The following is a 25,807-nucleotide window of genomic DNA, read 5'->3' on the forward strand; positions in this document are numbered from 1 at the left end:
AGAAGTGATACAATACATGAAAAAAGTTGAAATTTTACAAAAACTAGAAAACGCAGGCGTTATCGCAGTCGTCCGAGCAGAAACTGCCGGGGAAGCACTCAAAGCCTCAGACGCCATCATCGCCGGCGGCCTGAACGGCATTGAGCTGACATTCACTGTACCCGGCGCGAACGAAGTCATCGCAGAATTAGCTGAAAAGTACAAAAACCAGCCGGAAGTCATCATCGGAGCCGGAACAGTACTAGACGCAGTCACCGCACGCTTGGCCATCATCGCAGGTGCACAATTCATCGTCAGCCCAAGCTTTGACACCGAAACAGCCAAAATATGCAACCTCTATCAAATCCCCTACTTGCCAGGCTGCATGACCATCACAGAAATGAAAACCGCACTTGAAGCTGGCAGCGACATCATCAAACTCTTCCCAGGCTCTGCTTTCGGCCCAAGCATCGTCAGCGCCTTCAAAGCGCCGCTGCCCCAGCTGAACCTCATGCCGACCGGCGGCGTCAGCCTTGACAACATGGAAGACTGGTTCAAAGCCGGCGTCATCGCAGTCGGTGTCGGCGGGAACCTGCTGGCACCTGCCGCACGCGGAGATTTTGCGGCTGTCACGGAAATGGCGCAAAAATACGTTGGGAAATTTAACCAGATCAAATCAAAATAATTTTTAGACAATATCTGGACAACGCACGATTTGCTGTCCGAAATAAATGAAGACCGAATTCATTAAAACTAGAATTCGGCCTTTATAATCAAGTTTTGCCTTATTATAAACGAGTGTAGGTTTTTCATACATGGGGTATTCGTGAATACCATAACAATCCAGATAGCTAATACAACGTTGCGCAGCGTGTTGCCATTGCACGTGCGATTGTCAATCATCCAAGTTTTATTATTGCGGATGAGCCGACGGGGGCAAGAAAGACAGATATCCGGCAGCAGTTTCTAGCAGAGGGATTATTGTTGACCGTTTCTTCCTTTCAAGGTTATGCATGATTTGTTCACGATTGCTTTGTCAGAGGGAATCACGACGGTTTTGGGATTGATATTCAGCGTAGCGTCGGCCAATGCGGCTGCCAGAAAAGAACTCGTGGAGATTTTACGATAAAAATTTTGAACATATTTGTACAAAATGTGTGATATTTATGAAAATTAGCGATAATTAAATCGGTTTCTATCCCTGAAGGCTAAAATCTGGTATAATAAAGGCAGAAAGAAGGTTCAACATGAAGTATTTTCAAATTGGCGACATGAATGCTTCGCAGGTCGTGCTCGGCATCATGAACTTTAACGAGAAGGACAAGGATCCGGCGCGTGCACTAGAAGTTGCGGATGAAGGCGGCATCAATTTCTTTGACAATGCTGACATTTACGGAGGCGGAGAATGCGAGAAAATTTTTGCAGCAGCTCTGGCAAAGACCAGCATCAAGCGGGAGGATATTTATATCCAGTCGAAAGTCGGGATTGTTCCAGGCATCGAGTACAATTTCACGAAGGAACACATTATTGAGGCGACAGAGGGCTGTATGAAGCGCCTGCAGGTGGATTATCTGGATTCACTCCTGCTGCATCGTCCAGATTCACTGGTCGAGCCTGAGGAAGTGGCAGCGGCTTTTGATGAGCTGGAGAAGTCCGGCAAAGTCCGTCATTTCGGTGTGTCTAATCAGAATCCTGGCCAGATTGAGCTGTTGAAAACAGCAGTTAAGCAGCCTCTGTTGATGAATCAGCTGCAGTTGTCGCTGACGAACACGGGCATGATTGACCAGGGCTTCCATGTCAACATGGCAGATGCACGCAGCATTGACCATGACGGCGGCATTCTTGAGTACAGCCGTATTCACAAAATGACCATTCAGGCATGGTCACCGTTCCGCTATGGTTTCTTTGAGGGCTTCTTTGTGGGAAATCGCGAGAAGTACGCGAAGCTCAATGACAAGCTAGACGAATTGGCAGAGAAATACAATGCCACACCAGACGGCATTGCCATTGCCTGGATTAACCGTCACCCTGCAAATATGCAGACGATTATCGGCACAGTCAATCTGGATCGTATCAAGGGCGTGACCGATGCCAGCGACGTTGTCCTGACTCATCAGGAATGGTATGATTTGTATCTGGCGGCAGGAAATGATTTGCCTTAAAATTGTGTTCTGAGCTCTGGGGAGTGAGAATCAGCTAAAAAATTTTAATTTTCATCCTTTCTTATAAGCTGTTTAGTTTTTCTGCGAACTGCTGTCACTTATACTATTGTGTCAGACAGTTCGCAGAGAATGGACAGCTATGAGTGGGGTGATTTTCTACATTTTGAAGTTTTTTGTCCTCTCAAAGCGGAATTCAGCAATTTTTAAGAAAATATTGGTATAATATAGGTACATTTATAAGGTTTGGCGCATTTTGAATGACGCTGAAGCGATGAAATAGGCTTTGTAAAGCAAAGTCTTGGAGGTAAAATGAGCTTTACTGATGAAACCATGCGCTTTGATCTCCACGATTTTAGTGCAAATGAAATTGAAACAACGCTGACGTCTGTCTATTCGACTTTGTCAGAGAAGGGCTATGATCCAATCAATCAGCTGGTGGGTTATTTGCTGTCTGGAGACCCGGCTTATATTCCTCGTCAAAATGAGGCGCGGGCTAAAATGAGTCATCTTAACCGCGATGATGTCGTCGAAGAGCTGGTCAAGTCTTATCTGAAGTCCAAAGGAGCCATGCATTGATTGGACGCCTGATGGGACTGGATGTCGGAAGTAAAACGGTTGGTGTGGCTTTGTCTGATCCGCTGGGTATTACTGCGCAGCCGATTGAGACAATCAAAATTGATGAGGCTGCGGGTGAGCTGGGTTTTGCGCGCCTGTCAGAGCTCGTTGCTCAGTACAAACCAGTCAAATTTGTGCTTGGCCTGCCCAAACATATGAACAATGACGAGGGTGTGCGTGCTGAAGCCAGCCGGAAATACGGCGGATGTTTGTCTGAGAAATTCGGTCTTCCGGTTGAATTTCAGGATGAACGATTGACAACTGTCCAGGCAGAGAAAGTCTTGATTGACGGGGGGACGCGCCGCAAAGACCGGAAAAAATACATTGACAAGCTGGCGGCGGTTCTGATTTTGCAGAATTACCTGGATGCCAGCAACTGAACATTAAATAACGAACAGTGACAAAGAGTCAGAAAAAATAGCATAATAGGGAGATTCATTGATATGACTGAACATACACATGACCATCAGGATGAAGAAGAGCGTCAGATTACTCTGATTGACGATGATGGCAACGAAGTTCTTTTTGAAGTTCTTTTGACCATTGACGGACAAGAGGAGTTCGGTAAAAATTATGTTTTGCTGCTGCCGTCCGGCCACGAAGATGTTGAAATATCAGTTTATTCGTTTACACAAAATGAGGATGGGACTGAAGGCGATTTGATGCCGATTCCAGAGGATGCGGATGACGAATGGGCGATGATTGAGGATGTTTTCAATCAGTTTCAGGAAGAGGTTGGGGAAGAAGGAGAGAAATAGAAATATTTTCTTTTCTGTTGCCTTTATTTAGAAGCTAGAAGCTTGCCTATTATTTGCAAAATACTGAAGTATCAGCGAAAATATGGATAAGCTGTTTATATTTTTGTAAACTGTTTACAGACTTGTTCTGAAAACTGTTTTTCTTTTAAATGCTGTCCTGGCTTTACGGCATTTACCGGGCGTTTGTGCTGAAGCGCAGTCAGCAGGGTTTCGGAGCCGATTTACTGAAAGGGATTTTCTTGGACGAGAATAATAAAGAAAATAAAAAAGTAACCTATCGTCGCAGTATGCGTCATGTTCAGAAAAATTTTCACACCATTGAGTCTAAAAAAGAAGAGGATGATTTCGAAGATTCCCATAATTATTCTCGGGATTATCGGAATGGTTATAATGATTACGACGATGATTACGATGAAAATTATCGTTTTGAGCGGCAGAATCCCAGCTACAAACGAATTAACCGCGGAATGGATGAGGATGATGCCGATGATGACTTAGATGAAAAAGAGGGAGTGTCTGTTGTTCGCTCATCTTTTTTCTCAAATAGTTTTTCTCATCTCAAACTGCTGATTCTATCCATAGTTTTTAGTTTGACTTTTTACAGTTTTCCGCTTTTTAATCGTGTTGCAACCGGTTCTGCTGCTGTGAATCTCTATTCCGGTTTTGCAATGAATCATGGAGTGACGCCGTATAATGAGCTTTTCAGTTCCTCAGGTCCTCTTTTCTTTCTGGTAAATCAAATCGGCGCTGCGATGGGCTCGACTCTGATTCTATGGTTATGTGAAATTATTGCGCTCTGGGTTTCTGGTATCATGGCTTTTGATATTATGCAGGAGATGCTGAACGATAAATCTCTGTCAACGGTCATTGCTGCGGTGTCAATTTTGACTATTGCGGGGATTTCAACGGGTGGGGACCAGGCGATTGTGTTTGCTCTTCCGTTTGCTTTTTATGGTGTACGTGTGCTGAATCGTTATTTCATGGACGATGAGGCGGCGAAAGATGAAACGTTTATCTTATTTGGTATTTCAGGTGCACTGGCTAGTCTTTTCTTCCCGCTTTTTCTGGTAATTTGGCTGCTAGGTGCTCTGGGGCTTTTCGGGAGAAATATTGTTCTGAGAAATTTCGCTCGCGGCTTTTATCAGTTCTTGGCAGGGCTCTTCGGTTTTCTGCTGGTTTTCTCATTGGCGGGTTATTATACTCTGACGACACAGATTTTCTTCCCGACGATTGAGCAGGCGGTAATTCTGCCTTTTACTCAGTTGAATTTTACGGTTTCGGGGGCTATAAATCTGGCGATTTCATTGGCGCTTGTTCTGCTTTTCGGGCTTTTGTCCAGCTGGTTTTACGGTTTCCATTATGTTACAAACGGAAATCATCGTGTTTGGACGACTGTTTTGCTGATTGTAGGCATGCTGAGTCTGTTTTTCGTTTCTTTCATGCACGGCTATTCCCCGGCTTTTGCTCTGGTGATTCTGCCTTTTGCTTTTATGTATGCGGGTCTGAATTTGGATAGGGAGTTTGATGGACGACGTACGTTTGGACAAACGTTCTCAGCTTATTTTCGGCTGACAGCTTTTCTTCCGATTCTTGGACTGATTTTCCTGTTTATGTTCCCGATTGCTGCCAATATGCTTAATACTGGCTACATTTCCTCTGAGAAGTTGGTTGCAGGTTATGTTCAGAAAAATAGTAAATCAAGTGATTCAGTAACGGTGCTGGCCGACAGTCTGGAAATCAATCGTCTGGCGAAGCGCTCATCTGATGTGACGCTGCCGCCGTCTTATTATCCGGATTCATATGCTCAGTCTTTAAGCATCAATCTTTCAACGGCTAAAAGTAAGTTTATTGTGGTGGATGATGATGTGAAACTGTCTGATTCTGTTAAGGCTGTTCTCAGTTCAAAGTATGCAGCTGTTAAGTTTGATGACAGCCACTTTAAGATTTATCAAGTCAAGTAAATTGGATTTCTAAAAAAAACAGTAAAGTTTAATTTAAAAAATTCGCCGAATATAAGAATATTCGGTTTTTTTGTAACTCGTGCATACTTTTTAGTCAGATATTCTAAAAAGTTCAAAAATCGATGAAAGCGGTTAAAAAATAATTGCAAAATCGTTAAATTCGTGATAAAATTAACTATCTTAAGAAAAGGAGGCTTTCAAATGAAAGCAGCAGTTGTACGTGAAACCCCAGATGGTTATGCAGACGTTGTCGAGAAGACACTTCGCCCAATCAAGGCAAATGAGGCCAAGCTGAAAATGGAGTATTGCGGTGTCTGTCATACAGACCTGCACGTAGCGGCCGGTGATTACGGCAATAAGGCAGGCACGGTGCTTGGACACGAGGGAATTGGTATCGTCACTGAAATCGGTGAAGATGTGACTTCGCTTAAAGTTGGCGACCGCGTTTCTGTCGCATGGTTCTTCGAAGGCTGCGGCCACTGTGAATACTGTGTGTCGGGCAATGAAACATTCTGCCGTGAAGTAAAGAATGCTGGCTACAGTGTGGACGGCGGTATGGCTGAAGAGGCCATTGTAGTCGCAGATTATGCTGTTAAAGTTCCGGACGGACTTGACCCGATTCAGGCTTCGTCTCTTACTTGTGCGGGTGTTACCACATACAAAGCGATTAAAGTTTCAAACATCAAACCAGGTCAGCCTATTGTTATTTTTGGTACTGGCGGGCTGGGTAACTTGGCCATTCAATTTGCCAAGAATGTCTTTAATGCTTATGTGATTGCGGTTGATATTAATCAGGAGAAGCTGGATTTGGCCAAAACAATCGGTGCGGATGTTGTTGTTAATTCGGCTGAGGTTGACCCTGTTGAAGCAATTAAGGCTGCAACACCTGGCGGTTTGGGGGCGAATGCTTCTATAGTGACGGCTGTCGCTCGTGTTGCCTTTGAACAGGCGGTTGCCTGCCTGCGTCCAATGGGTAAGATGGTGGCTGTTGCGCTGCCTAATACTGACATGTCATTGTCAATTCCTACGACTGTCTTTGACGGTGTAGAAGTTGCCGGCTCACTTGTCGGAACTCGTCTTGACCTTGAGGAAGCGTTTGAGTTCGGACGTCGCGGCTTGGTAAAACCAATTGTGGCAACGCGCAAGCTTGAGGAAGTGAATGACATTATCGACGAGATGAAGGCTGGAAAGATTGAAGGCCGTATGGTTATTGACTTCACGAAATAAATTCTAAAAATGGTTTCTCTTTAGGTTGGAAGCAAAGTTCAGTTGTTAATGGGCTTTGTTTTTTTTGTGGACACTTATTATCGCTTTGTCTATTTCACAAATAGAATGAAACGTTTTCACTCGTGCTTTCAGTGACTTTGCAGGATTTTTTGAAAAAGTGTGAAATTCCTTGAAAAAACATTCACAATCCTTGACAAATTTTCAAGAGAGTGTTATACTGTTCTTGTGAGAAAATTCACAATTAAGAATTAAATATCAATCTTCTAATCTTAGACAGAAATTTGATAAAAAATAATTGAATCCAAAAATGTTCAGGAGGAACAAAATGGCAACAAAAGCAGTTAAGAAGGAACTTACCGCTGAAGAAAAGGCCGCGCGGACACAGAAAGCTGAGAAATATACCAGCAGTTTGGTCGACAAAGCAGTCGTCGCAGTAAATGACTTCAAGTTTTACACTCAGGAAGAGGTTGATAAAATCGTTGCAGCTATGGCATTGGCCGCATCAGAGCACTCACTTGAGTTGGCGCATGCAGCTCATGACGAAACGGGCCGCGGTGTCGTAGAAGATAAGGATACGAAAAATCGTTTCGCCTCTGAATCAGTTTATAATGCTATCAAACATGATAAAACGGTTGGTGTTATCAGAGAAGACGCTGTTAAAGGCTCTGTAGAGATTGCAGACCCGCTGGGTGTTTTGGCAGGTATCGTGCCGACGACAAACCCTACTTCGACTACGATTTTCAAGTCACTTCTAGCTGCAAAGACACGTAATGCCATTGTTTTCGCTTTCCATCCTCAGGCACAGAAGAGCTCTGCTCAGGCTGCGAAGATTGTTTATGATGCGGCTGTTGAAGTGGGCGCGCCAAAGGACTTTATTCAATGGATTGAGACACCGAGCCTTGATAATACAAGTGCGCTGATTAAAAATCCGAAGATTGCAGCGATTATCGCAACAGGCGGTCCTTCTATGGTCAATGCAGCTCTTAGCTCAGGTAACCCTTCACTTGGTGTTGGTGCCGGTAATGGTGCGGTTTATATTGACCATACAGCTAATCTTGAGCGTGCGGCTGAAGACCTTCTGCTGTCAAAACGCTTTGATAATGGTATGATTTGTGCAACAGAAAATTCAGCTGTTGTTGCAACTGAAGTTTATGACGAGTTCATGAAGAAGCTCCAGGAACAGGGCGCTTATCTGGTACCAAAGAAAGACTACAAGAAAATTGAAGACTTCGTCTTTGTGAAACGTGAAGATGGCTATGGCGTTACAGGCCCTGTGGCTGGCCGTTCCGGCCGCTGGATTGCCGAGCAGGCGGGTGTTAAGGTTCCCGAGGGCAAAGATGTGCTGCTGTTTGAATGTGAGAAGAAAAACATTGGCGAGCCGCTCAGTTCTGAAAAACTTAGTCCGCTGTTGTCAGTTTATCGCGCTGAAGACCGTAACCAGGCGATTGACACAGTTCTGGACCTTTTGAACTACCAAGGTGCCGGCCATAATGCCGCGATTCAGATTGGTGCTCAGGATGACCCGTTTGTTAAGGTTTACGGCGAAGCGGTTAATGCTTCTCGTATCCTGGTCAACCAGCCGGATGCTATCGGCGGTGTTGGTGACTTCTATTCTGATGCATTGCGTCCTTCGTTGACGCTGGGAACTGGATCTTGGGGGAAAAATTCGCTCTCGCATAACTTGAGCACATATGATCTTTTGAATATTAAAACTGTGGCTAAGCGTCGTAATCGCCCGCAATGGGTTCGCTTACCAAAAGAAATCTACTACGAGAAGAACTCTATCAGCTATCTGCAGGAGCTTCCTCATGTTCACCGCGCCTTCCTGGTCGCTGACCCTGGCATGGTTCAATTCGGCTTCGTTGACAAGGTGCTGGAGCAGCTGCAAATGCGTCCTAAACCAATTCAGCTCAGCATTTACTCAAGTGTTAAGCCTGACCCAACACTTAGCCAGGCCATTGAAATTGCCCGTCAGATGAGCGAGTTCAAGCCTGATACAGTTATCATGGTCGGCGGCGGTTCAGCCCTTGATGCCGGTAAAATCGGCCGTCTGATTTATGAGTATTCTTCACGCGGTGAAGTTGATTTGAGCGACGACAAGGCACTTAAGTACCTCTTTGAAGAATTTGCTCAGAAGTTTATGGACATTCGTAAACGTATCATCAAATTCTATCATCCGCATCAGACTCAGATGGTGGCCATTCCTACGACTTCAGGTACGGGTTCAGAAGTGACACCATTTGCAGTTATCACAGATGATGAGACACACGTAAAATATCCGCTGGCTGACTACCAGCTGACACCGCAGGTAGCAATTGTGGACCCTGAGTTTGTTATGACAGTGCCTAAGCGGACCGTGTCATGGTCAGGTATTGATGCTCTGTCACATGCCATTGAGTCTTACGTGTCGGTTATGTCTTCCGATTACACGAAGCCGATTTCGCTGCAGGCCATCAAGCTGATTTTTGAAAACTTGACGACGTCTTACAACTATGACCCTAGCCATCCGACCAAAGAAGGCCAGAAAGCACGCGAGAATATGCACAATGCTGCAACAATGGCTGGTATGGCTTTCGCCAATGCTTTCCTGGGAATCAACCATTCACTGGCCCACAAAACAGGCGGTGAGTTCGGACTTCCTCACGGACTGGCCATTGCAATTGCAATGCCGCATGTCATCAAGTTCAATGCGGTAACAGGCAATGTGAAACGCACACCTTATCCGCGCTACGAAGTTTATCGTGCGCAGGAAGACTATGCTGACATTTCGCGCTTCATGGGCTTTGCCGGCAAGGAAGACTCTGACGAGAAAGCAGTTGAGAATTTAATCCTTGAGATTAAGAAATTGACTGACAGCATTGATATTGACATTACGCTCAGCGGCAACGGCGTTGAAAAGAAACATCTGATGCGCGAACTTGACAGACTGGCTGACCTGGTTTATGATGACCAGTGCACACCTGCCAATCCGCGTCAGCCTAGAATTGATGAAATCAAGCAGCTCTTGATTGACCAGCTCTAAGCTACAATTTCAAAATTAAATCGCAGAAAATTAAGCTTTCTGCGATTTTTTGCGTTTCTTAAACACAAGTTAAATTTATTGTCTATTTTAATAAATATAAGTCGAATTTAAGTTTGTGAAGTTATGATTTTTTTATAAAAAGAAAGGGTACTCTCTTATGGATTTTATCAGAAGGTCATGGCTTTTCACGAAAGCTAAAATTTCTCGGACGGTGCTGTTGATTATTGCCTTTACTGCAATTTTAGTTTTTGTTTTTTCAGGCTTAATTATTAACAGTGCGGCGAATAAATCAATTGACAATGCGAAGAAGGCGGCCGGCGCGACGGTTTCTTTGTCGGTGGATATGCAGAATGTTGTCAAGCAGGCGCAGTCAACGGCTTCGAGCTCAAGTTCGGACACGAGCACGGACTCAAGCTCTAGCTCGGATTCCGCGGACTCACAGGGCGGTCGTTTCAATATCACGATGCCGACGATTGATGAGTCAACAGCAGATGAAATTTCTGAGCTCTCAAATGTCTCCTCCTACAGCTACAGCTACACAGCTTCTGCAGATGCTTCATCTGGAATTACAAAAGTTTCTGAGTCAAGCACTGGCTCAAGTAATTCTGACAGTGGTTTCCCAGGAGGCGGCGGGCCTGGCGGCGGGCAAAATCAGGGGGACTTCACGATTAACGGAACGAACGAGCTGGCATCGAGCACGGCTTTTACCGGCAGTTACAAATTGTCCTCTGGGCGAGGGATTGAAAAATCAGACGAGGGAACGAATAATGTCGTGATAGAGTCGACCTTGGCTGAGCAGAACAATCTGGACATCGGCTCGACTTTTGTCCTGACGGACGACAACAGCCAGAGCTATACCATGACGGTTGTCGGCATTTACACGACCACCAGCAGTAGCACTGAGCAGTCGATTGCCTATATGAACACGATGTACACAGCTTTGTCCGCGGCTAACGCGATGAAGGGCACGACCGGCCAAATTTCGACAGCCAGCTACTCAATGTCCAATCCGGCGAAGTCTTCGACTTTTGTGAAGGCGGCCAATAAGCTGGTTGACAATGACAACTTCCAGGTTGCGGCAGATACCGCAGCATATGACAACGTGAAAAGCTCACTAAGTAACGTTGCAGGCTTCGCAAGGAATATCGTGATACTCGTGGCTATTGCCGGCGCAATCATTCTAGCATTGATTGTCATGCTGATGGTGCGTGAGCGCCGCTTCGAAATCGGTGTCCTGATGAGCCTTGGAGAAGCCAAAGCGAAAATTATCGGCCAGTTCTTTGCAGAGCTTTTCATGGTCATGATTGTTTCGGTTGTGATTGCAACTGCCGCAGGAAATGTGGTCGGCAACGTGGTCGGGCAGCAGCTCTTGAAGCAGGAAACTTCAAGTGCTCAGACTTCCAATGCAAACGGGATGCAACGTCCTGGCGGCAGCGACTCAGGAAATATGCCAAGTCCCCCAGCAGGCGGTGGTGGTTTCATGGGCGGCGCAGGACGTGCGTTAGGATTCGGACAGTCAAGTGCAGACGTCAAGGCGCTTGAAAAACTGGACATCAAGACATCACCGTCTAAAGTGGTTATGCTTGCAGGAATTGCGATTCTGATTACACTGGTGGCTGTGGGACTGGCCTCGATAGGCATCTTACGGCTGAACCCTAAACAGGTACTGACAAATTAAGGAGGAAACAAGATGGCTTTAAAAATTGAAAATTTAACTTATTATTATACCAATCCTGACGACTACCTTTTCAAAGACGTGAGCGAAGAATTTCTGCCGGGGACCATGTACGCGATTCTAGGCCAGTCAGGCTCCGGGAAAACAACCTTTCTCTCGCTGCTTGCAGGTCTGGACACGCCTAAGCAGGGCGCCATCCTGTTTGACGACAAGCAAGTAAAGAAAATAGGACTGACAGCTTATCGCAAGAAAACAGTTTCTACGGTCTTTCAGGCTTATAATTTACTGACTTACATGACCGCATTTCAAAATGTCAAAACAGCCGTCAAGATTTCCGGCGTAAAATTCCCGGACGAGAAGGTCGCAATCATTGATGCTCTAGCAAAAGTCGGACTCGGCGAAGACCTGATTTACAAGCCTGTCAGCAAGCTCTCCGGCGGCCAGCAGCAGCGCGTAGCCATTGCGCGCGCCCTGGTGCTCAACCACGAAGTAATCATTGCAGACGAGCCGACAGGAAATCTGGATGAGGAAACAACGGCCCAAATCGTTGCACTTTTCAAAAAGATTGCCCATGAAGATAACAGGATTGTGATTATTGTTACGCACGAGCGTGAGGTGGCGGAGGCTTCGGATGTGGTTTATGAGCTGAAGCACCGGAAGTTTGAGAAAGAAGAAGTAAGTTGACAGAAAAAAGCGGCTTGATTTGATTGAGCCGCTTTACTTTTTATTCTTCCTCATAAAGCTTGATATCTGCTTTAGGATATTTTACCTTCAATAAATCCTCCCAGGCCTTAGAAAACTTGGAAAGCAGGATTGTCGTGCCTGCGCCGTCGCCGTCTCCTAAAATGTCATAGATTTCATTCACCCGCACAAACTCTGCATCTTTGACCCGTTCTTTGGCTTTCTTAAAATAATTCCCAGAGTACATTGCGTGAATAATCAGACTTGCCTGCAGACCCAATCTTTCATTGTCCGTCACAAAATATTTTTTCATTTGAACACCTCGTTATTGTATTTGCAATTTCATTATACGCTTAAAAACATCCATGTCAAGATTAAGTGCGCACCCGCGCAAATGCCGTTGTGCTCCAGACAGTTGCAGCTGCACCAGAAAGCATGATAGTAATACCAATAACCAACCTTATTAACAAATTTCCGTCATAAGGGGGGAATAAATGGAACCGCAAAGCCCAGCAAAGCCACCAGCGGCATAAAAGTTCGACCAACGTAGTTTCGCCAGAAGAAAATGAAAACCGTGACAGAAAGTAAAATACCCAGCAAAAACGGCAGCATCAGCCAAAAATCCTGCATCTGCCTCTGATTTCCCAAAATCCGCATGACCCCCATCGGCAGCAATGAATACCAAAGCAGACCGAAGCGCAGGATAAACCGGGCTTGAGCAATAAATGTACAGTCAAGCTTTTTTATCGGGAAAGTTTTCAAATTAGCTTCCATAAAATTTAGCAGCAACTCCTGCGATTATCCCTCCAAGTAAAATAAAAATTCCTGATATTAATAAGCCCCAACCAAGCCACATGCTGCCCAGTCATAAAAAGTTATGGCATTTTTGAATCTATCTTGCGCTTCTCGGCAGTCATATGAGTGCGAATCATATAAATTCCTCCGCCGATAAGAGTCCCAACAAGTAGAACATCAAAAACAATAAGGAAAATTATGTCTATTATCTGTATTCTCCAGGTAATGGTTCATAATGCTTTTTGTATTCTTTTTCCTTGATGAATCTGTTTATACCAAATTTCCTATTCTCCGAAAAGAAGTTACTAAAATTAAGATTGCTGAAAAAGCAGTTCATTAGCAACTTTCTGAAATTCGTTTAACCTATAATACGGATTATATCACTGGATTATGGAAAAAGTCAGGATATTTAATTTTATTGAATGTTCGATAATTTTCAGGAATAAAAAGAACTTTTGATGAATTTGTCAACTAAAGTTCGAAAAAATCACTAAATATTGCAGATACTATTCATAAAGAATTTGTACGTGCTGTCTTTAATTTTATAATATACTAAAGGACATAAAACTGTTTTTTGTGTGAAAGCTAGTTTATAGTTTATAGTTTATAAATAAATCACAACCAGACCCTCTCCCGAATTTCCCGTTTCCGAATTCTTGAGACATTCGGATTTCCAGCGGCATAAAATCCGAGAGCCGCGGACTTCCATGGCTCAGGAACACTGTCAATCCCGATACGCGGACGGCTGGCGATTTCTACGGGACGCTTTCCGGGACGCAAGTCCAGTTCTCCCAGCGCTTGTCCGTCGAATCTCTTGTCAATGCCGGCGTAGCGCGTGAGTTTTCCAGGTCCATTGGCAATGATTTCTCCGGAAGGCAGCTCCAGTGCACGAATCAAAACGGCTTCAGCAAAGCCCTCCGGGCGGGTTACGAGGTTGAGCATGGGGTGGCCGTAACCAGAATAGATGTACCAGTGGCCCTCAGGCAGGTACATAGACTCGTTCTTCGGCGTGCAGCGGCCGTGAAACGAGTGGGAGGCAGCGTCGTCCGGGAAAAGGTAGGCTTCGGTTTCGACAATGGTTCCCAGAACTTTGCGATGGAGCAGCAAATCCATTCCTATGAGAGCTTTTGCGCATGCAACGGTATCGGTTTTCATTAATTTTTCAAAATTAATCATTTGCCTTTATTTTAACATTTTATAAATGTGATAGGTTGTGAAAATAAAGATGGTGACTGATAATAAAATATCTCCTACTGAAAGGGAGGTGAATTTCCAGGCAGGCATGACGAGATAGCCGATAGCTATGAGAAACACGTGCTCACGTTTTGGAAGTCCTTTTTGGAGGGGAGAACTGAAGATACCGATTTTAACGATTGATTTCTGATTGAAGTATTTCCAGAGAATTGTTGTCAGTAATAGCTCAATCACTATAAGAATCAGCCAGTTTCTTGCACCGAGATTGCTCATCTTCCACAAGGTAATCACAAATGCTGTTGACAGTATGTACAGTGTTAACAGGGCTAAAATGCTTGTTTTATTGTGTTTGTTAGTTATTTTGAGATGTTCTTTCTAGAAAAGTTCAATTAAAAATTCACTCATTATTTTCTTATTACTTGCTTATAGTATATAATAAAAAGACTCCAAATGCCAGTAGAATGGTTAATTCAGCATTTGGAGTCTTATTCAATTCAACGAGTCAATTTTACGATTTTCTCTTTTTCAGATAAACAAGCAGAGAAATTCCTAGCAACGAGCCGCCGGCTAATGCCAGTGATATATTTTTCTGCTCACCGGTCTTTGGAAGATTCGGCTGATTTGGCTGAACCGGCTTATTAGGCTTATCAGGGCTGTTCGGTTTGTTCGGTTTGTTCGGCTTGCCAGGCTCAACGGGCTTGTTCGGTTTATTCGGCTTATTTGGTTTGTTCGGAATTTCAGGTGTGTGACTGTTAGTAATCACGATATTCCCGATATCCTCCTCATTGACCGTCACGGTGTAGCCTTTGACTTGACCGACTTCTTTCACCGTGTATTGAACCGTTTTTCCGGCTGATTTTTCGGCGAGGTTCTGCCAGGTCTTTGTCCATTTGTTGCTGTCATCAAGGGTGACAGGGTCTCCGAGCGCTTTGCCGTCTGCGTAAAGCTGGACTTGAATGCTTGACGGACGTGAGCCGTCCTGATTATCTTTGTCGTTCCAGGCTTTTGTCACGCTGACGCTGGTCTTGCCTGGCGTGTAGCTGTTGGTGATGTTGTAGCCGTCGTAGCTTGCCGTGTAGTCATTGACATGGTTTTCCTTGACGCTGTAAATGATTTCTTTTCCACGGCTGTTTTTCGGCAGGTTTTCAAAGGAGTATTTCCAGTTATCTGCGGCTGTAACTTCTTTCTGGTCAACGATTTCCCCGTTGGCAAGCAGGGTGATGGTAATGCTGTCGGGGCGCTTGCCGTCTTGATTGTCAGCATCATTCCAGATTTTTTCGCCTTCAACTTTAGTGACATCTGGTTCGTGGCTGTTGGTGAGGATGATATCGCCGATATTGCTTTCGTTTTTGGTGATTGTATAACCGCTCGGTGTTCCGATTTCCTCAACTGTGTAAACGACAGCCACCCCATTGGACAACTCAGGCAAATTCTGCCAGATTGCTGTCCAGTCGGTGTCGGCAGTCAAGTCAACAGGATTATTGTATGCTTGTCCGTCCGCATAAAGCTGGACTTGAATGCTTGCCGGCCGTATCCCGTCTTGGTCGTCTTTGTCATTCCAGGCTTTCGTCACCCTGACGCTGGTTTCGCCGGGTGTATGGCTATTGGTAATGTTGTAGCCGTCGTAAGTCGTGGTGTAATCATCAATGTGGTCTTCGGCGACGGTGTAGTCAATGAGTTTTCCGTTCTCGTATTTCGGTAAATTGCTGAATGCGTATTTCCAGCTGTTTGTCTCACCTGTACCTTGAATAACGTCCTGCGTGTCGACGATTACACCGTTGGCTAACAGGTTAACGCGAATGCTTGCCGGGCGTTTACCGTCCTGATTGTTGTTATCGTCCCAAATCTTTTGGCCTTCGACATTGGTTGTTTCAGGTATGTGAACGTTAGTAATGATGACATTTCCTGGGTCGCTGTTATCTTGTGTGGTGGTGTATCCAGGGCTTGTTCCGTCTTCCGCGACTGTATAGGTAATGGTTTGACCGTTGACCTTTTCTGGTAAATTGTTCCAGGTATTCCGCCAGTTATTTCCGCTGTTGAGTTCAACGGCTGCGCCGCTTTCGATTCCATTGGCAAAGAGTTGAACTTTGATGCTGGCTGGCCGCATCCCGTCCTTATCATATTGGTCGTCCCAGGCTTTTGTTACGCTGATGCTTGTCTGCGTGGGCGTATAGTTGTTTGTAATGTTGTAGCCGTCGGTATAGACAGTGTTGTAGCCTGCGACTTGGTCTTCGGTGACGGTGTAGTTAATCTGCTGTCCATTCTCATATTTCGGCAGATTGTCGAATGCATATTTCCAGCCGTTTGCTGCCGTTGTTTCTTGTGTGCTGATGACAGTTCCGTTAGCCAGCAGGTTGACTTTGATGCTTGTTGGGCGCTTCCCGTCCTGATTGTCATTGTCTTCCCAGGTCTTTTGCCCTTCAACACTGGTTGTTTCCGGCAGGTGGGTATTGGTAATGATGATATTTCCAGGGTCGCTGGCATTAGTGGTGCTTGTATAATCGCCGAGTGCGCTGACTTCTTTGACGGTGTAAACAATATTTTTCGGACCGGAGCGTTGTGCTAAATCATTCCAGGTTGTATGCCAGTCATTGCCGTTGTTTAACTCAACGAGCGGACCCGTCGCAATGCCGTCGGAATAAAGCTGCACATAGATTTTGTCTGGCCGCATCCCGTCCTTATCTGACTGGTCATTCCACGACTTTGTGACGCCGACACTTGTTTTTCCAGGTGCATAACTGTTGGTAATGTTGTAGCCGTCGTATGTCGTATTGTAGTCATTTACCTGATCTTCGGTGACCGTGTAATTTATGGGTTCTCCATTTTCATCATTTTTAGGCAAATCACCGAATGTATATTGCCAGTTGTTGTTGTTATCTGCTGTGACAGTTCTAAAGTCCGTCACCACGCCATTGGCTAACAGATTGACAGTAATGCTTGTCGGACGCGTTGCCAGAGTGTCGCCAATCCAAGTTTTTTGTCCGGAAACAGATGTTTTCGGTGATTCTAACTTTTTATCAATGACATTTTTGGCAACTTCGTTATTGCTGTCGAAATCCTCCGGTGAAATTGTTATGTCTGCAGCGAGTGCATAACCAGCGGGTGCTTCAATTTCGTGAAGGACATAACTGTCTTTTAACAGATTCTGCAGCTGCCCGTTCCCTGAGCTGTCGGTGATGATTGTTCCGACAGAAGCGCCGGTTGAGGTGCGAATGACACTGAATTGTGCACCTGATAAAGGAATATTTGAGTCATCTGTTTTATGGATTCTAATGTTGTAATTATAACCGCTTGCTTCACCGCCGGCGGATTGAAAGGCTACATCGGATAGCCGGCCGCCGATGACGGTGTTGTTTCCTGTCAACTGGGCATTGTTCAGGAATTTCTCGCCATTGACAGGTGTATGGTTAATATTGACCCTGTAAAAAATTCGATAGCCTTCACCGTTGATGTCGCCGAAATTAACCGAATAAGCTGTGTTACCGGCAGTAAAATTTATCGGAAATTGACTCGTAACATCCTGCGGGTTTGACAGCTCGTAAAAGCCGGATGAATTTAACACCCAGGTTCCTTTTAGAATTTGGAAGCTTGATGTGTCATAAGTAACACCTGCAGACTGCAGCTCATCCGAGAGGCTCACGTTTGTATAAGTTCCGCCGGAAGCATTGACGCGGAGCACATATTCAGCCTGAGTACCGGCATCATTCGAAATGTAGCCGTATTTCATGAACTTTTCGTCCGCACTGTCACCAATTCTAGTATATCTCACATTTCCGACATGTTTATCAACCCCATTTTCCTTGATGTTAATAGGAAGGTCTCCGCTTGTCGGCTGATTATTTGTATCGACACGAACTGCAACATGCAGCGCCCCTGTGATATCTGAGTGGGTTTCTGCAAAGTCAGTGTAAGTCATTGTTAGTGTCTTGGTATCAGGGTCAACCACCGCAGTGGCAATGATATTTCCGTTGGTGTCTTTGACATCAAAGGTTTGCCCTTTGGGAAATCTCATGTTGGGGGAGAGCTGGATGGTGGTGGTATCGCCAGCTTTTACGGTGTTGTTGGGCAGCGCGAAATCAAAGTTCAGCTGAATGTCGGTGAACTGATTGACGTCGCCCTCAATGGGATTGCCGTTTAAATCAGTGACGCTGGAATTCGTGATGATGTTATCAATTGCTGCAGCAAAGGCCGCCACAGCAGCTGCCGGTGCCCTCGGCTGTATTCCCGTAATCTCAGCATTTTGTTTATTAAATAAATCAGAATCAGGAGTGCTTGAGATATCCGCGCTCTCAGTCGTACTACTTGCGTTTGTCAATGACTGTTGCGCGTCGCTCGGAGTCACGGTGGAGCCGATATCAGCAGGGACTGCAGCAGAAGCTGCGGTATCGGCTGAAGTCTGCGGAGCCTGACTTGAAGCAGTTGTTGACGCAGGCGCTGATTCCGCAATGCTGTTTATCGGCGTCATTACCACTGAGGCTAAGAGGACAAACAGTCCAAAAAGTATTCTCAATTTTTTCATATTTGTGTTATACTCCTGAAACTTTTTCTATGAAACTATGAAACATTTTCATTAAAAATGTCCAATTATATTTTAGCACAATTTGTACAAAAAACTCATATAAATGATTGAGATTATCTTTAAAAAAGCAATTTCGTACTGAAATTACAGGAAATAGAAAAAATACGCAATGTCTAATTATTGACGAAAACTGGACAAAATTAGCAAAAGTGACAAATATGAAGAATAATTGACGATTTAGAAAATATTCTGATATAATGAGCAAAGAATGGCAGAAATTCTTATAAAACCAGACGAACGAGTTGACTATTTAGTACGTGAAAACCTCAAGATTATTCAGTCTAGAGAGGTCTTTTCCTTTGGCATTGATGCGGTTTTGCTGGCGCGTTTCCCCAAAATTCCGCGACGCGGCTTAGTTCTTGATTTATGTGCCGGGAACGGTGCTGTCGGCCTGATGGCTAGCGCAGATACAACGGCGGATATTCTGGAAATTGAGATTCAGCCGCGTTTAGCAGATATGGCTGCACGCTCCGTTTCGCTCAATTCGCTGCAGTCAAGGGTGAAAGTGATTTGTGATGATTTAAAAAATATTTCAGCCTACGCTGCGCCGTCCACTGCCAGTCTGATTTTCTGTAACCCGCCTTATTTCAAAGTTTCAGCGAGCAAAAGTCTGAATGAAAAAGATGCACTGACAATTGCCCGCCATGAAGTTGCGACTGATTTTGCGACAATTTGCAAGACTGCTCAGCAAATTTTAAAGCCGGCTGGACATTTTGCTCTGGTCCATCGGCCTGAGCGCTTTTTGGAGCTTGTAGACAGCTTGCGCAAGCATAACTTAATTCCCAAACGAATTCAGTTTGTCTATCCAAAGGTTGGAGCTGCAGCTAATCTGCTGCTGATTGATGCCGTGAAAGATGGACGGCCAGGCGGTGAAAAGTTCCTGCCCCCGCTGATTGTCAGAAACGCAGACGGTGATTATTCGGAGGATATTAATGAGATTTATTATGGGGCTAAAGAAAACTCGGATTAACCGAGCTAGAGTGTGAAAAACAAAGTAAAACGCAAAAAAAGCGCCCAAATCGGGTGCTTTTTAGATTTAATGTTACTACAGCTAGAACTAGCTTGGACTTAAAAACAGCTTTTAATTGTCAAAGACAGTTTCAAAAGCTTCAATCGCTACTAAGTCAATACTGTCAAACTCAACAGGTGTTTTCTGTTTCGGATACTTAACGATAAACATGTTATCTTCCGAGTTAAAGCTGACAGTCATCTTGATTGCGCCTTCGCGCTCAAAATTGTAGGTTGCTTTTGGATTATCTTCTTCGACTAATTTGTCCAAACGATCTAAAATCGTTATTAAATGAGATTTCATGGGTGAAACTCCGTTTCTTTTGTTTTAACCTAAATGCGTTCAAGCGCACTCAGTCCTCTTTTTCAGAATCACTTTTACCTTCAGAGGTGACGTTATCTTCGTCTCTTATTTTACCATAATTTGTGAATTTTTCCACGAATGACAAACCATTTTCACGCAAATCGTCGTATTGTGTACGAAAGCTGTCTGTCACCTGGTGACCCATAAGCTTAATGCTGCCGGTAATTCGCTCGCCGAAAAGCTTGATATTGTCAGTTGCGCGCTCAATGCTGGGCACGTAGTTGGCAATCATGTAGACATAAAATTCAACAACTCTGCGGCCGAAATTCTCGGAAGAAATTTCGTAAAGCTTTTTGTCGAACTTGATGGAATCCATGGGCTTCTTATTCTTGATAACGTCAATTGTTGTTTGGGCAATCTCCTCTTCGTTGTCGAAAAGTCGGCCGAACTGCTCGTCATCCACGATGCGCTTCAGGTATGGATTTTTCCAAGCCAAAACGGGCGTCCCTGCTGCAATGGCCTCTGTGAAAGTCAAGCCCTGTGTCTCACTGGTAGAGGCCGAGATGAAGAAGTCTGCTGCTTTATAGTAGTGGACAGCCTGTTCATTTTCCACGGCACCCACAAATTTGACAGCTTCCTGCAGATTGAGAGAGCTCACGAGCGCTTCCAGCTCGTCACGATAAGGGCCGTCGCCCACGATAATCAGCTTTGCCTTGATGCCGCTTTCCAGAATCTGCGGCATTGCCTGAATCACCGCCTGAATATTTTTCTCCTGCGAAAGCCGGCAAAGGCTCAGCAGCAGCGTCTCATCTTCTTTGACGCCCAGCTCTTCACGGAGTTCCAGGTCGTCTGATTTCAATATATCCGGCCGAGTGAATTTTTTCAGCTCAATACCAGTTGGAATCACGCGAATCGGTATTTTCACGCCATAATTGATAACAGTCTCTTTGGTCATTTCCGACGGGCAAATAATCCCCTCAGTGCCGAACAAAAAGGTGCGGATGATGTATTTCACCATGCTCGGACGAATCAGATGGCCGTTGGCAATGTAGTGCAGATAGTCTTCGTATTTAGTATGCAAGGTATGGACGACGGGAATGTGCAGACGATTAGCTACAATCTTGCCCAAAATGCCCACGCCAAATTCAGTCTGCGTGTGGATGATATCCAGCTTGTAATAACGGGCAATCTGCAGAGCAGTCGGCAGCCCGACCATGACAATCCGGCGCTCAGCCATGGAGACAAAAGGCACGCTGCGCAGCCGGACAATGTTTTCAGCTGCATCCGTTTCATCATCAGACTCAGGGTCAGTCGTGGTGAAGATGTAGACCGTGTGTCCCTGCCTGGTCAGCTCGTCGCGCAGGGTTTTAATTGAGGTTGACACACCGGAAATCTGCGGAAAATAAGTGTCTGAAAAAATACCGACTCTCATAACTCTAGAACCTTTCTGTATGCAGCGACAAGCTCCTCAGCGATTGTTTCAATGTCGCGCGACTTGGCAACTTCGTAGCCTGCGGCCGTTTTATCAACTTTTCCGTCTAAAACTTCCTGAATGTCATTCACGAAATCATCAACGGTCTTTCCGAAAGAAGCAGAATTTTCATCCAGCCAGCCATTATAAACAGGAATATCACGGACAATCGTCTTCTGGTGACTGGCCAGCGACTCGAGCACCACAATTCCCTCAGTTTCCTCACGGCTTGGGAAGAAAAATGCGTCTGCCGCGGTCAATGCCCCTTCAAAGACATCGCCCTTGATGTAGCCGGGAAATTCAACATTTGCCGGGTGATTTTTCTTGACAATGCGGCGCACCCAGCCAGGGATTGACCAGAGATTCTGGTAGCCGAACCAGATAAAACGCACGTTCGGCATCTTCTCGGCCACTTTGACGAAATCGTCAATTCCCTTGCGCTTGAAATAAAGCGCCGCAGACATCACAACCTTCTCGCCGGGCTTAATATTAAACTTCTCGCGAAAAGCCTGCTCTTTCTTGTCAGATTTAACATACCTGGCCAGGTCAATTCCGTTTGAAATCGGCAAAATCGGGCACTTCACGCCATAACCGCGAATCAGGCTGGCAGAATAAGGCGTCGGCGTAATCACCAAATCAGCCGCCTTGTAAAAATGCATCAAGTAAAGCTTGAAAAAGGGTGCAACCAGATTTGAGCCGATAAAAGAGTTCTGAAAGTCTTCTTTTGTTGAATGGCCGTGGAAAATTACTTTCTTGCCGGCTTTTTTAGCGCGGTGCAGCATTTTCCAGCTGCTCAGACCATAAGTATTGAGGTGCAGCAAATCATAGTCGTCATCCGGATTTCGCGTCCAGTCAACCCCCATGAGATTGAGCATACGCTGCTGGTGCTTCAGGGCCCGGCCGATTCCGCTGTGAGCCAGAAAATCTTCCGCTTCTAGGTAAAGTAAAACTTTCATTGACACTTATTTTATCATAAATAGTTAATTAATATGTCGGTCTTGCGTCTGAGAATTTGAAGTCTTATAAAATATGGGATTTGGGCAAAGGAAAAAGCCCGAAGGCTTTCCATGTTTAGTTATTCTTTAAATCATCTGTGGTTTTGTCAAGTGTGACAGAAATTGTTTTTTCATCAGAGCCGCGGTAGACAGTGAATTTAATCGTGTCACCAATATTATATTTGAAAAGTACGGTCTGTACATCGGTTCCGGTTGAGACTGCTGTATCTCCGACTTTTGTGATAACATCACCGACTTTTATACCGCCTGTATCAGCCGGTAATCCGCTCTGGACGGAGCGCACGTACACCCCGGTTGTGACAGATTTAGGCAGATTAAGACTGTTAGTGACTTGCTGAGGTAGAGACGACAGGCTTATCATTGTAATACCTAAGGCAGGGTGAACGATTTTACCGTTCTTTTCGAGCTGCGCCACGATGTCTACGACAGTGTTGGATGGAATAGCAAAACCCATGCCTTCAATCGCTACAGAGCCGTCACTTGAAGATGAGCCTGAGGCTGTTGCAGAAATTTTACTCGAAGTGATACCGATAACTTGCCCGTTAATATTGACAAGCGCGCCGCCGGAGTTGCCGGGATTAATGGCAGCATCTGTCTGGATGGCGTTGGCGGTGGAAATGGCCTCACCAGCATCGTTGCTCAAGCTGACTGTACGTGAAAGGCTGGAGACAATGCCCTCAGTGGCTGTGTTGGCATATTCGCTGCCAAGTGGTGAGCCGACTGCAATGGCAGGTTCGCCGACATTAAGACTGGAGGAGTCTGCAAAGGTCGCAACGCTCGTGACATCTTTGTCGTCAATTGTCAATACGGCCAAGTCACTGTAAACATCACTCCCTACCACAGTGGCCGTGGCTTTTTGGCCGCTTGAAAGCAGGACTTCTAAGGCAGAATTCCCGTCAATGACGTGATTATTGGTGACAATATAGGCCTTGCCGCCCTCTTTTTTGTAGATGACGCCGGAGCCTTCGCTGGCAATTTGAGAATCGCTCAGATTGCTGAGGTCTGTGTTGCCCTGATAATTTAAAATAGAAACAACGGCATTTTTAATTGTCGAAACGGCTTTTGTTGTGTCAGAATTGACGTCAACACTCACCTTTTTGACAGCTTTGTCTGTCGAACTTGATGCTTGTGTTTGCGTTGTGCTTGTATTTGCCGGGTTATTTCCCTGCACGGCCTCATAGACTGCACCGCCTGATAATGCAATGGCTCCGCCCGCGACGCCGGCTAGAAGTGTTTTAACGACTGTTCCTTTTGCCATACTGCTCCATTTCTGATTTGAATTTGTCCAACTCAAATATTTCTATAAATTTATTTTACTTACATCTTCTTAATAATAGCTTAAAAGGTTAGAGAAAGTGAACAGGAGCTGATTTTCCTCCACATTTCTGTGGAAAAGTGCAAAAATCCTGTGTAAAATCATTGAATTTTACACAGGATTGTGTATGAAATCTGCAAAATGTGGAAGAATCACGTTTTCATGTGCTTTTCAGTAGTGGAGAATTTTTAGCTGATAGGCGGAGCTTCATAAAACGTCACTTCTACGCCGGCAGTGTCATAAAGTTAGAAAGTTTGAGCGCTTACCTCAACCTCACCAATGAAATCAGCAAGCAGCGCCTCAGTCTGCGTCGGGTCATAGGCATGACCTTCAATCGCAATCTCAGTGTAGTCTGCGCCGATAAAGTTGAAGATTGTAGTCATGTAGACAGTCGCAGGGTCTTGATTCTTATAAACCCCGCCCTTTGCCTGAAGATGCAGCACCTTTTTCCCATTTGTCAGCCCGACAGGCCCCTCAGCAGTATACTTGAAAGTCTTTCCGGCAACACAAATCGCATCTATCCAAGCTCTCAGCTCAGTCGGAATCATAAGATTATAAAGCGGACTAGCAATCACAACCTTGTCAGCAGACAAAAACTGGTCCGTCAGCTCATTAAAACGCGCGAACTTCGCCTTCTGGCTGTCGCTCAAAACGGCATCTTTATCGGCGAACATGGCACCGACAAGCTCCGTATCCAGCGACGGAATCGTTCCGTCAAAAACATCGAGGATTTCGATGCTGTCAGCAGGATTAGCTGCCTGATAAGCCGCCGTGAAGGCATCAAGCCCCTTGAGTGACAGAGAAGACTCAGAAGTCAGCGGATGACCTTTTATAATAAGAAGTTTAGACATTTAATATCTCCCTTAACTAATTTTTAGATTTACAAAAATCCATTATACCAGTTTTTTGTCTAAGTTGCACTTTCATGATAAAATGAAAGCATGAAAACGAGAATTATTGCCGTGGGAAAGATGAAAGAATCCTATCTCCGTGCGGGTTTGGAAGAATATTCCAAGCGAATGAAAGCTTTCGGCGGGCTTGAAATACTAGAACTCGCGGACGAAAAAATTCCCGAAAGCCCCTCAGTCAAAGAAGTCTCCGCAATAAAAAAGCGCGAAGGTGAAAGAATTATTTCTGCACTTAGCAGAGGAAAAGATGAAAAAGTCATCGCTCTGACGTTAGACGGAAAGCTGCTAAACAGCGAAGAACTGGCAGCTCAGTTGTCTGACTGGACGACATACGGTGCACCAGCGATTAGTTTTGTGATTGGCGGCTCGCTCGGCCTGTCAGATGAAGTGCAGGCACGTGCGGATTTAAAACTCTGCTTCGGCCGGATGACCCTGCCCCATCAGCTGATGCGCCTGGTACTGGCCGAGCAGATTTACCGGGTCAACATGATTAACCGCGGGAGTACCTATCATAAATGAAATGTGAGTGGACTCGGCTCGCAAAATACGAAGCTCGGAAATTTTTGTGATAAAATAGTAGAAATGGCGATTGAGAATTATAAACCGGATTATTATCTGGAGGCGATTTATCAGCTGGATGCGGAGACGCTGCATGCGATGGGGATTAGACTTGTTCTGGCGGATTTGGATAATACGCTGACGGCCTGGAATAATCCTGACGGGACGCCGGAGATGCGGGCCTGGCTTGAAGAGATGAAGCAGGCGGGGATTCGCGTGGTGGTGGTGTCGAATAATCACGCCAAGCGTGTCGGTCGTGCGGTGGCGCCTTTCGGCATTGATTTTGTCAATGATGCGCTGAAACCTTTCACTCGGGGGATTCGCCTGGCTTTGAAGCGCTTCGGCGGTGATTTGGCGTCGACGATTCTGGTGGGCGACCAGCGGATGACTGATATTCGTGCGGCGCACCGTGCGGGGATTCTTAGCGTGCTGGTGAAGCCGCTGCTGGAGTCGGACCACTGGCCGACGAAGTTTAACCGCTGGCGGGAGCGTCGTGTGGCTGCGAAACTGCGCGCGAAATACGGCGAGCCGGTTTATACGAAGAGATTGAAAAATGAATGAATGAAGAGTAAGCAATAG

At 45.3% G+C, this 25,807-nt stretch carries 23 protein-coding genes and 1 pseudogene; 14 read left to right on the forward strand and 10 right to left on the reverse strand.

Translation table 11 applies throughout. From position 1 onward, the window contains the following. Nucleotides 1-16 precede the first annotated feature (16 nt). From ACYQ2E_RS07610 to ACYQ2E_RS07660, 11 genes and pseudogenes are all read left to right on the forward strand, one after another. On the forward strand, nt 17-664 hold the full coding sequence (locus ACYQ2E_RS07610) for a bifunctional 4-hydroxy-2-oxoglutarate aldolase/2-dehydro-3-deoxy-phosphogluconate aldolase (protein ID WP_460017472.1): 648 nt from the start codon (nt 17-19) through the stop codon (nt 662-664). A 182-nt stretch (nt 665-846) separates the two neighbouring features. Further along, nucleotides 847-948, forward strand: a pseudogene (locus tag ACYQ2E_RS07615) (ABC transporter ATP-binding protein); the annotation flags it as partial. Between the two features lie 278 nt (nt 949-1,226). Further along, a complete protein-coding gene (locus ACYQ2E_RS07620) occupies nt 1,227-2,141 on the forward strand; it encodes an aldo/keto reductase (RefSeq protein WP_460017473.1) in 915 nt (304 codons plus the stop codon). 309 nt (nt 2,142-2,450) lie between these two features. Further along, complete coding sequence (locus ACYQ2E_RS07625) at nt 2,451-2,717, forward strand: IreB family regulatory phosphoprotein (RefSeq protein WP_460017474.1); 267 nt, start codon at nt 2,451-2,453, stop codon at nt 2,715-2,717. 11 nt (nt 2,718-2,728) lie between these two features. Continuing rightward, a complete protein-coding gene (ruvX, locus tag ACYQ2E_RS07630) occupies nt 2,729-3,136 on the forward strand; it encodes a Holliday junction resolvase RuvX (RefSeq protein WP_460017511.1) in 408 nt (135 codons plus the stop codon). A gap of 63 nt (nt 3,137-3,199) precedes the next feature. Next, nucleotides 3,200-3,514 (forward strand): DUF1292 domain-containing protein, encoded by a 315-nt coding sequence (locus ACYQ2E_RS07635; protein ID WP_460017475.1) that lies wholly within the window; start codon nt 3,200-3,202, stop codon nt 3,512-3,514. Between the two features lie 149 nt (nt 3,515-3,663). Beyond that, the gene (locus ACYQ2E_RS07640; RefSeq protein ID WP_460017476.1) at nt 3,664-5,475 is read left to right on the forward strand and encodes a hypothetical protein; all 1,812 of its coding nucleotides are present in this window, start codon (nt 3,664-3,666) and stop codon (nt 5,473-5,475) included. A gap of 201 nt (nt 5,476-5,676) precedes the next feature. After that, nucleotides 5,677-6,702 (forward strand): alcohol dehydrogenase AdhP, encoded by a 1,026-nt coding sequence (gene adhP / locus ACYQ2E_RS07645; RefSeq protein ID WP_460017477.1) that lies wholly within the window; start codon nt 5,677-5,679, stop codon nt 6,700-6,702. Between the two features lie 325 nt (nt 6,703-7,027). Beyond that, a complete protein-coding gene (gene adhE / locus ACYQ2E_RS07650; RefSeq protein ID WP_460017478.1) occupies nt 7,028-9,724 on the forward strand; it encodes a bifunctional acetaldehyde-CoA/alcohol dehydrogenase in 2,697 nt (898 codons plus the stop codon). Nucleotides 9,725-9,881: 157 nt separating this feature from the next. Beyond that, nucleotides 9,882-11,402: an ABC transporter permease gene (locus tag ACYQ2E_RS07655; RefSeq protein ID WP_460017479.1), complete on the forward strand. Its 1,521-nt coding sequence runs from the start codon at nt 9,882-9,884 to the stop codon at nt 11,400-11,402. A gap of 12 nt (nt 11,403-11,414) precedes the next feature. Further along, nucleotides 11,415-12,083 carry an ABC transporter ATP-binding protein gene (locus ACYQ2E_RS07660; protein ID WP_460017480.1) on the forward strand — a complete coding sequence of 223 codons (669 nt, stop codon included), beginning with the start codon at nt 11,415-11,417 and terminating at the stop codon, nt 12,081-12,083. Nucleotides 12,084-12,123: 40 nt separating this feature from the next. On the opposite strand, the gene ACYQ2E_RS07665 is transcribed toward ACYQ2E_RS07660, so the two are convergent. The 5 genes from ACYQ2E_RS07665 to ACYQ2E_RS07685 all read right to left on the reverse strand — a co-directional run bounded on the left by ACYQ2E_RS07665 (nt 12,124) and on the right by ACYQ2E_RS07685 (nt 18,588). Further along, nucleotides 12,124-12,393, reverse strand: a complete 270-nt coding sequence (locus tag ACYQ2E_RS07665; RefSeq protein ID WP_460017481.1) for a hypothetical protein — start codon at nt 12,391-12,393, stop codon at nt 12,124-12,126. A 164-nt stretch (nt 12,394-12,557) separates the two neighbouring features. After that, nucleotides 12,558-12,854, reverse strand: coding sequence for a hypothetical protein (locus ACYQ2E_RS07670; RefSeq protein WP_460017482.1), 297 nt, complete (start codon nt 12,852-12,854; stop codon nt 12,558-12,560). 636 nt (nt 12,855-13,490) lie between these two features. Beyond that, complete coding sequence (locus tag ACYQ2E_RS07675; RefSeq protein WP_460017483.1) at nt 13,491-14,051, reverse strand: DNA-3-methyladenine glycosylase; 561 nt, start codon at nt 14,049-14,051, stop codon at nt 13,491-13,493. A 6-nt stretch (nt 14,052-14,057) separates the two neighbouring features. Beyond that, a complete protein-coding gene (locus tag ACYQ2E_RS07680) occupies nt 14,058-14,360 on the reverse strand; it encodes a hypothetical protein (protein WP_460017484.1) in 303 nt (100 codons plus the stop codon). Between the two features lie 217 nt (nt 14,361-14,577). Beyond that, nucleotides 14,578-18,588, reverse strand: a complete 4,011-nt coding sequence (locus ACYQ2E_RS07685) for a Cna B-type domain-containing protein (RefSeq protein WP_460017485.1) — start codon at nt 18,586-18,588, stop codon at nt 14,578-14,580. A 268-nt stretch (nt 18,589-18,856) separates the two neighbouring features. On the opposite strand from ACYQ2E_RS07685, the gene ACYQ2E_RS07690 reads away from it, so the two are divergent. Next, nucleotides 18,857-19,618, forward strand: a complete 762-nt coding sequence (locus ACYQ2E_RS07690; protein ID WP_460017486.1) for a tRNA1(Val) (adenine(37)-N6)-methyltransferase — start codon at nt 18,857-18,859, stop codon at nt 19,616-19,618. Between the two features lie 111 nt (nt 19,619-19,729). Here ACYQ2E_RS07690 and ACYQ2E_RS07695 read toward each other — a convergent pair whose 3' ends face one another. The 5 genes from ACYQ2E_RS07695 to ACYQ2E_RS07715 form a co-directional block, all read right to left on the reverse strand. After that, nucleotides 19,730-19,960, reverse strand: coding sequence for a DUF1797 family protein (locus ACYQ2E_RS07695; RefSeq protein ID WP_460017487.1), 231 nt, complete (start codon nt 19,958-19,960; stop codon nt 19,730-19,732). 49 nt (nt 19,961-20,009) lie between these two features. Continuing rightward, nucleotides 20,010-21,392, reverse strand: a complete 1,383-nt coding sequence (locus ACYQ2E_RS07700) for a glycosyltransferase family 4 protein (RefSeq protein WP_460017488.1) — start codon at nt 21,390-21,392, stop codon at nt 20,010-20,012. After that, the gene (locus ACYQ2E_RS07705; protein ID WP_460017489.1) at nt 21,389-22,387 is read right to left on the reverse strand and encodes a glycosyltransferase family 4 protein; all 999 of its coding nucleotides are present in this window, start codon (nt 22,385-22,387) and stop codon (nt 21,389-21,391) included. The genes ACYQ2E_RS07700 and ACYQ2E_RS07705 overlap by 4 nt, the downstream gene beginning before the upstream one ends. A gap of 115 nt (nt 22,388-22,502) precedes the next feature. After that, nucleotides 22,503-23,705: a S1C family serine protease gene (locus ACYQ2E_RS07710; protein ID WP_460017490.1), complete on the reverse strand. Its 1,203-nt coding sequence runs from the start codon at nt 23,703-23,705 to the stop codon at nt 22,503-22,505. Nucleotides 23,706-24,007: 302 nt separating this feature from the next. Then, nucleotides 24,008-24,613, reverse strand: a complete 606-nt coding sequence (locus ACYQ2E_RS07715) for an FMN-dependent NADH-azoreductase (RefSeq protein WP_460017491.1) — start codon at nt 24,611-24,613, stop codon at nt 24,008-24,010. Between the two features lie 90 nt (nt 24,614-24,703). Between ACYQ2E_RS07715 and rlmH the strand changes: the two genes are divergently transcribed. Together rlmH and ACYQ2E_RS07725 are read left to right on the forward strand one after the other, a co-directional pair. Next, nucleotides 24,704-25,189 carry a 23S rRNA (pseudouridine(1915)-N(3))-methyltransferase RlmH gene (gene rlmH / locus ACYQ2E_RS07720; RefSeq protein ID WP_460017492.1) on the forward strand — a complete coding sequence of 162 codons (486 nt, stop codon included), beginning with the start codon at nt 24,704-24,706 and terminating at the stop codon, nt 25,187-25,189. A gap of 63 nt (nt 25,190-25,252) precedes the next feature. Then, nucleotides 25,253-25,789, forward strand: coding sequence for a YqeG family HAD IIIA-type phosphatase (locus ACYQ2E_RS07725; protein ID WP_460017493.1), 537 nt, complete (start codon nt 25,253-25,255; stop codon nt 25,787-25,789). Nucleotides 25,790-25,807: the final 18 nt, after the last annotated feature.

This window comes from Lactovum odontotermitis (assembly GCF_054658595.1).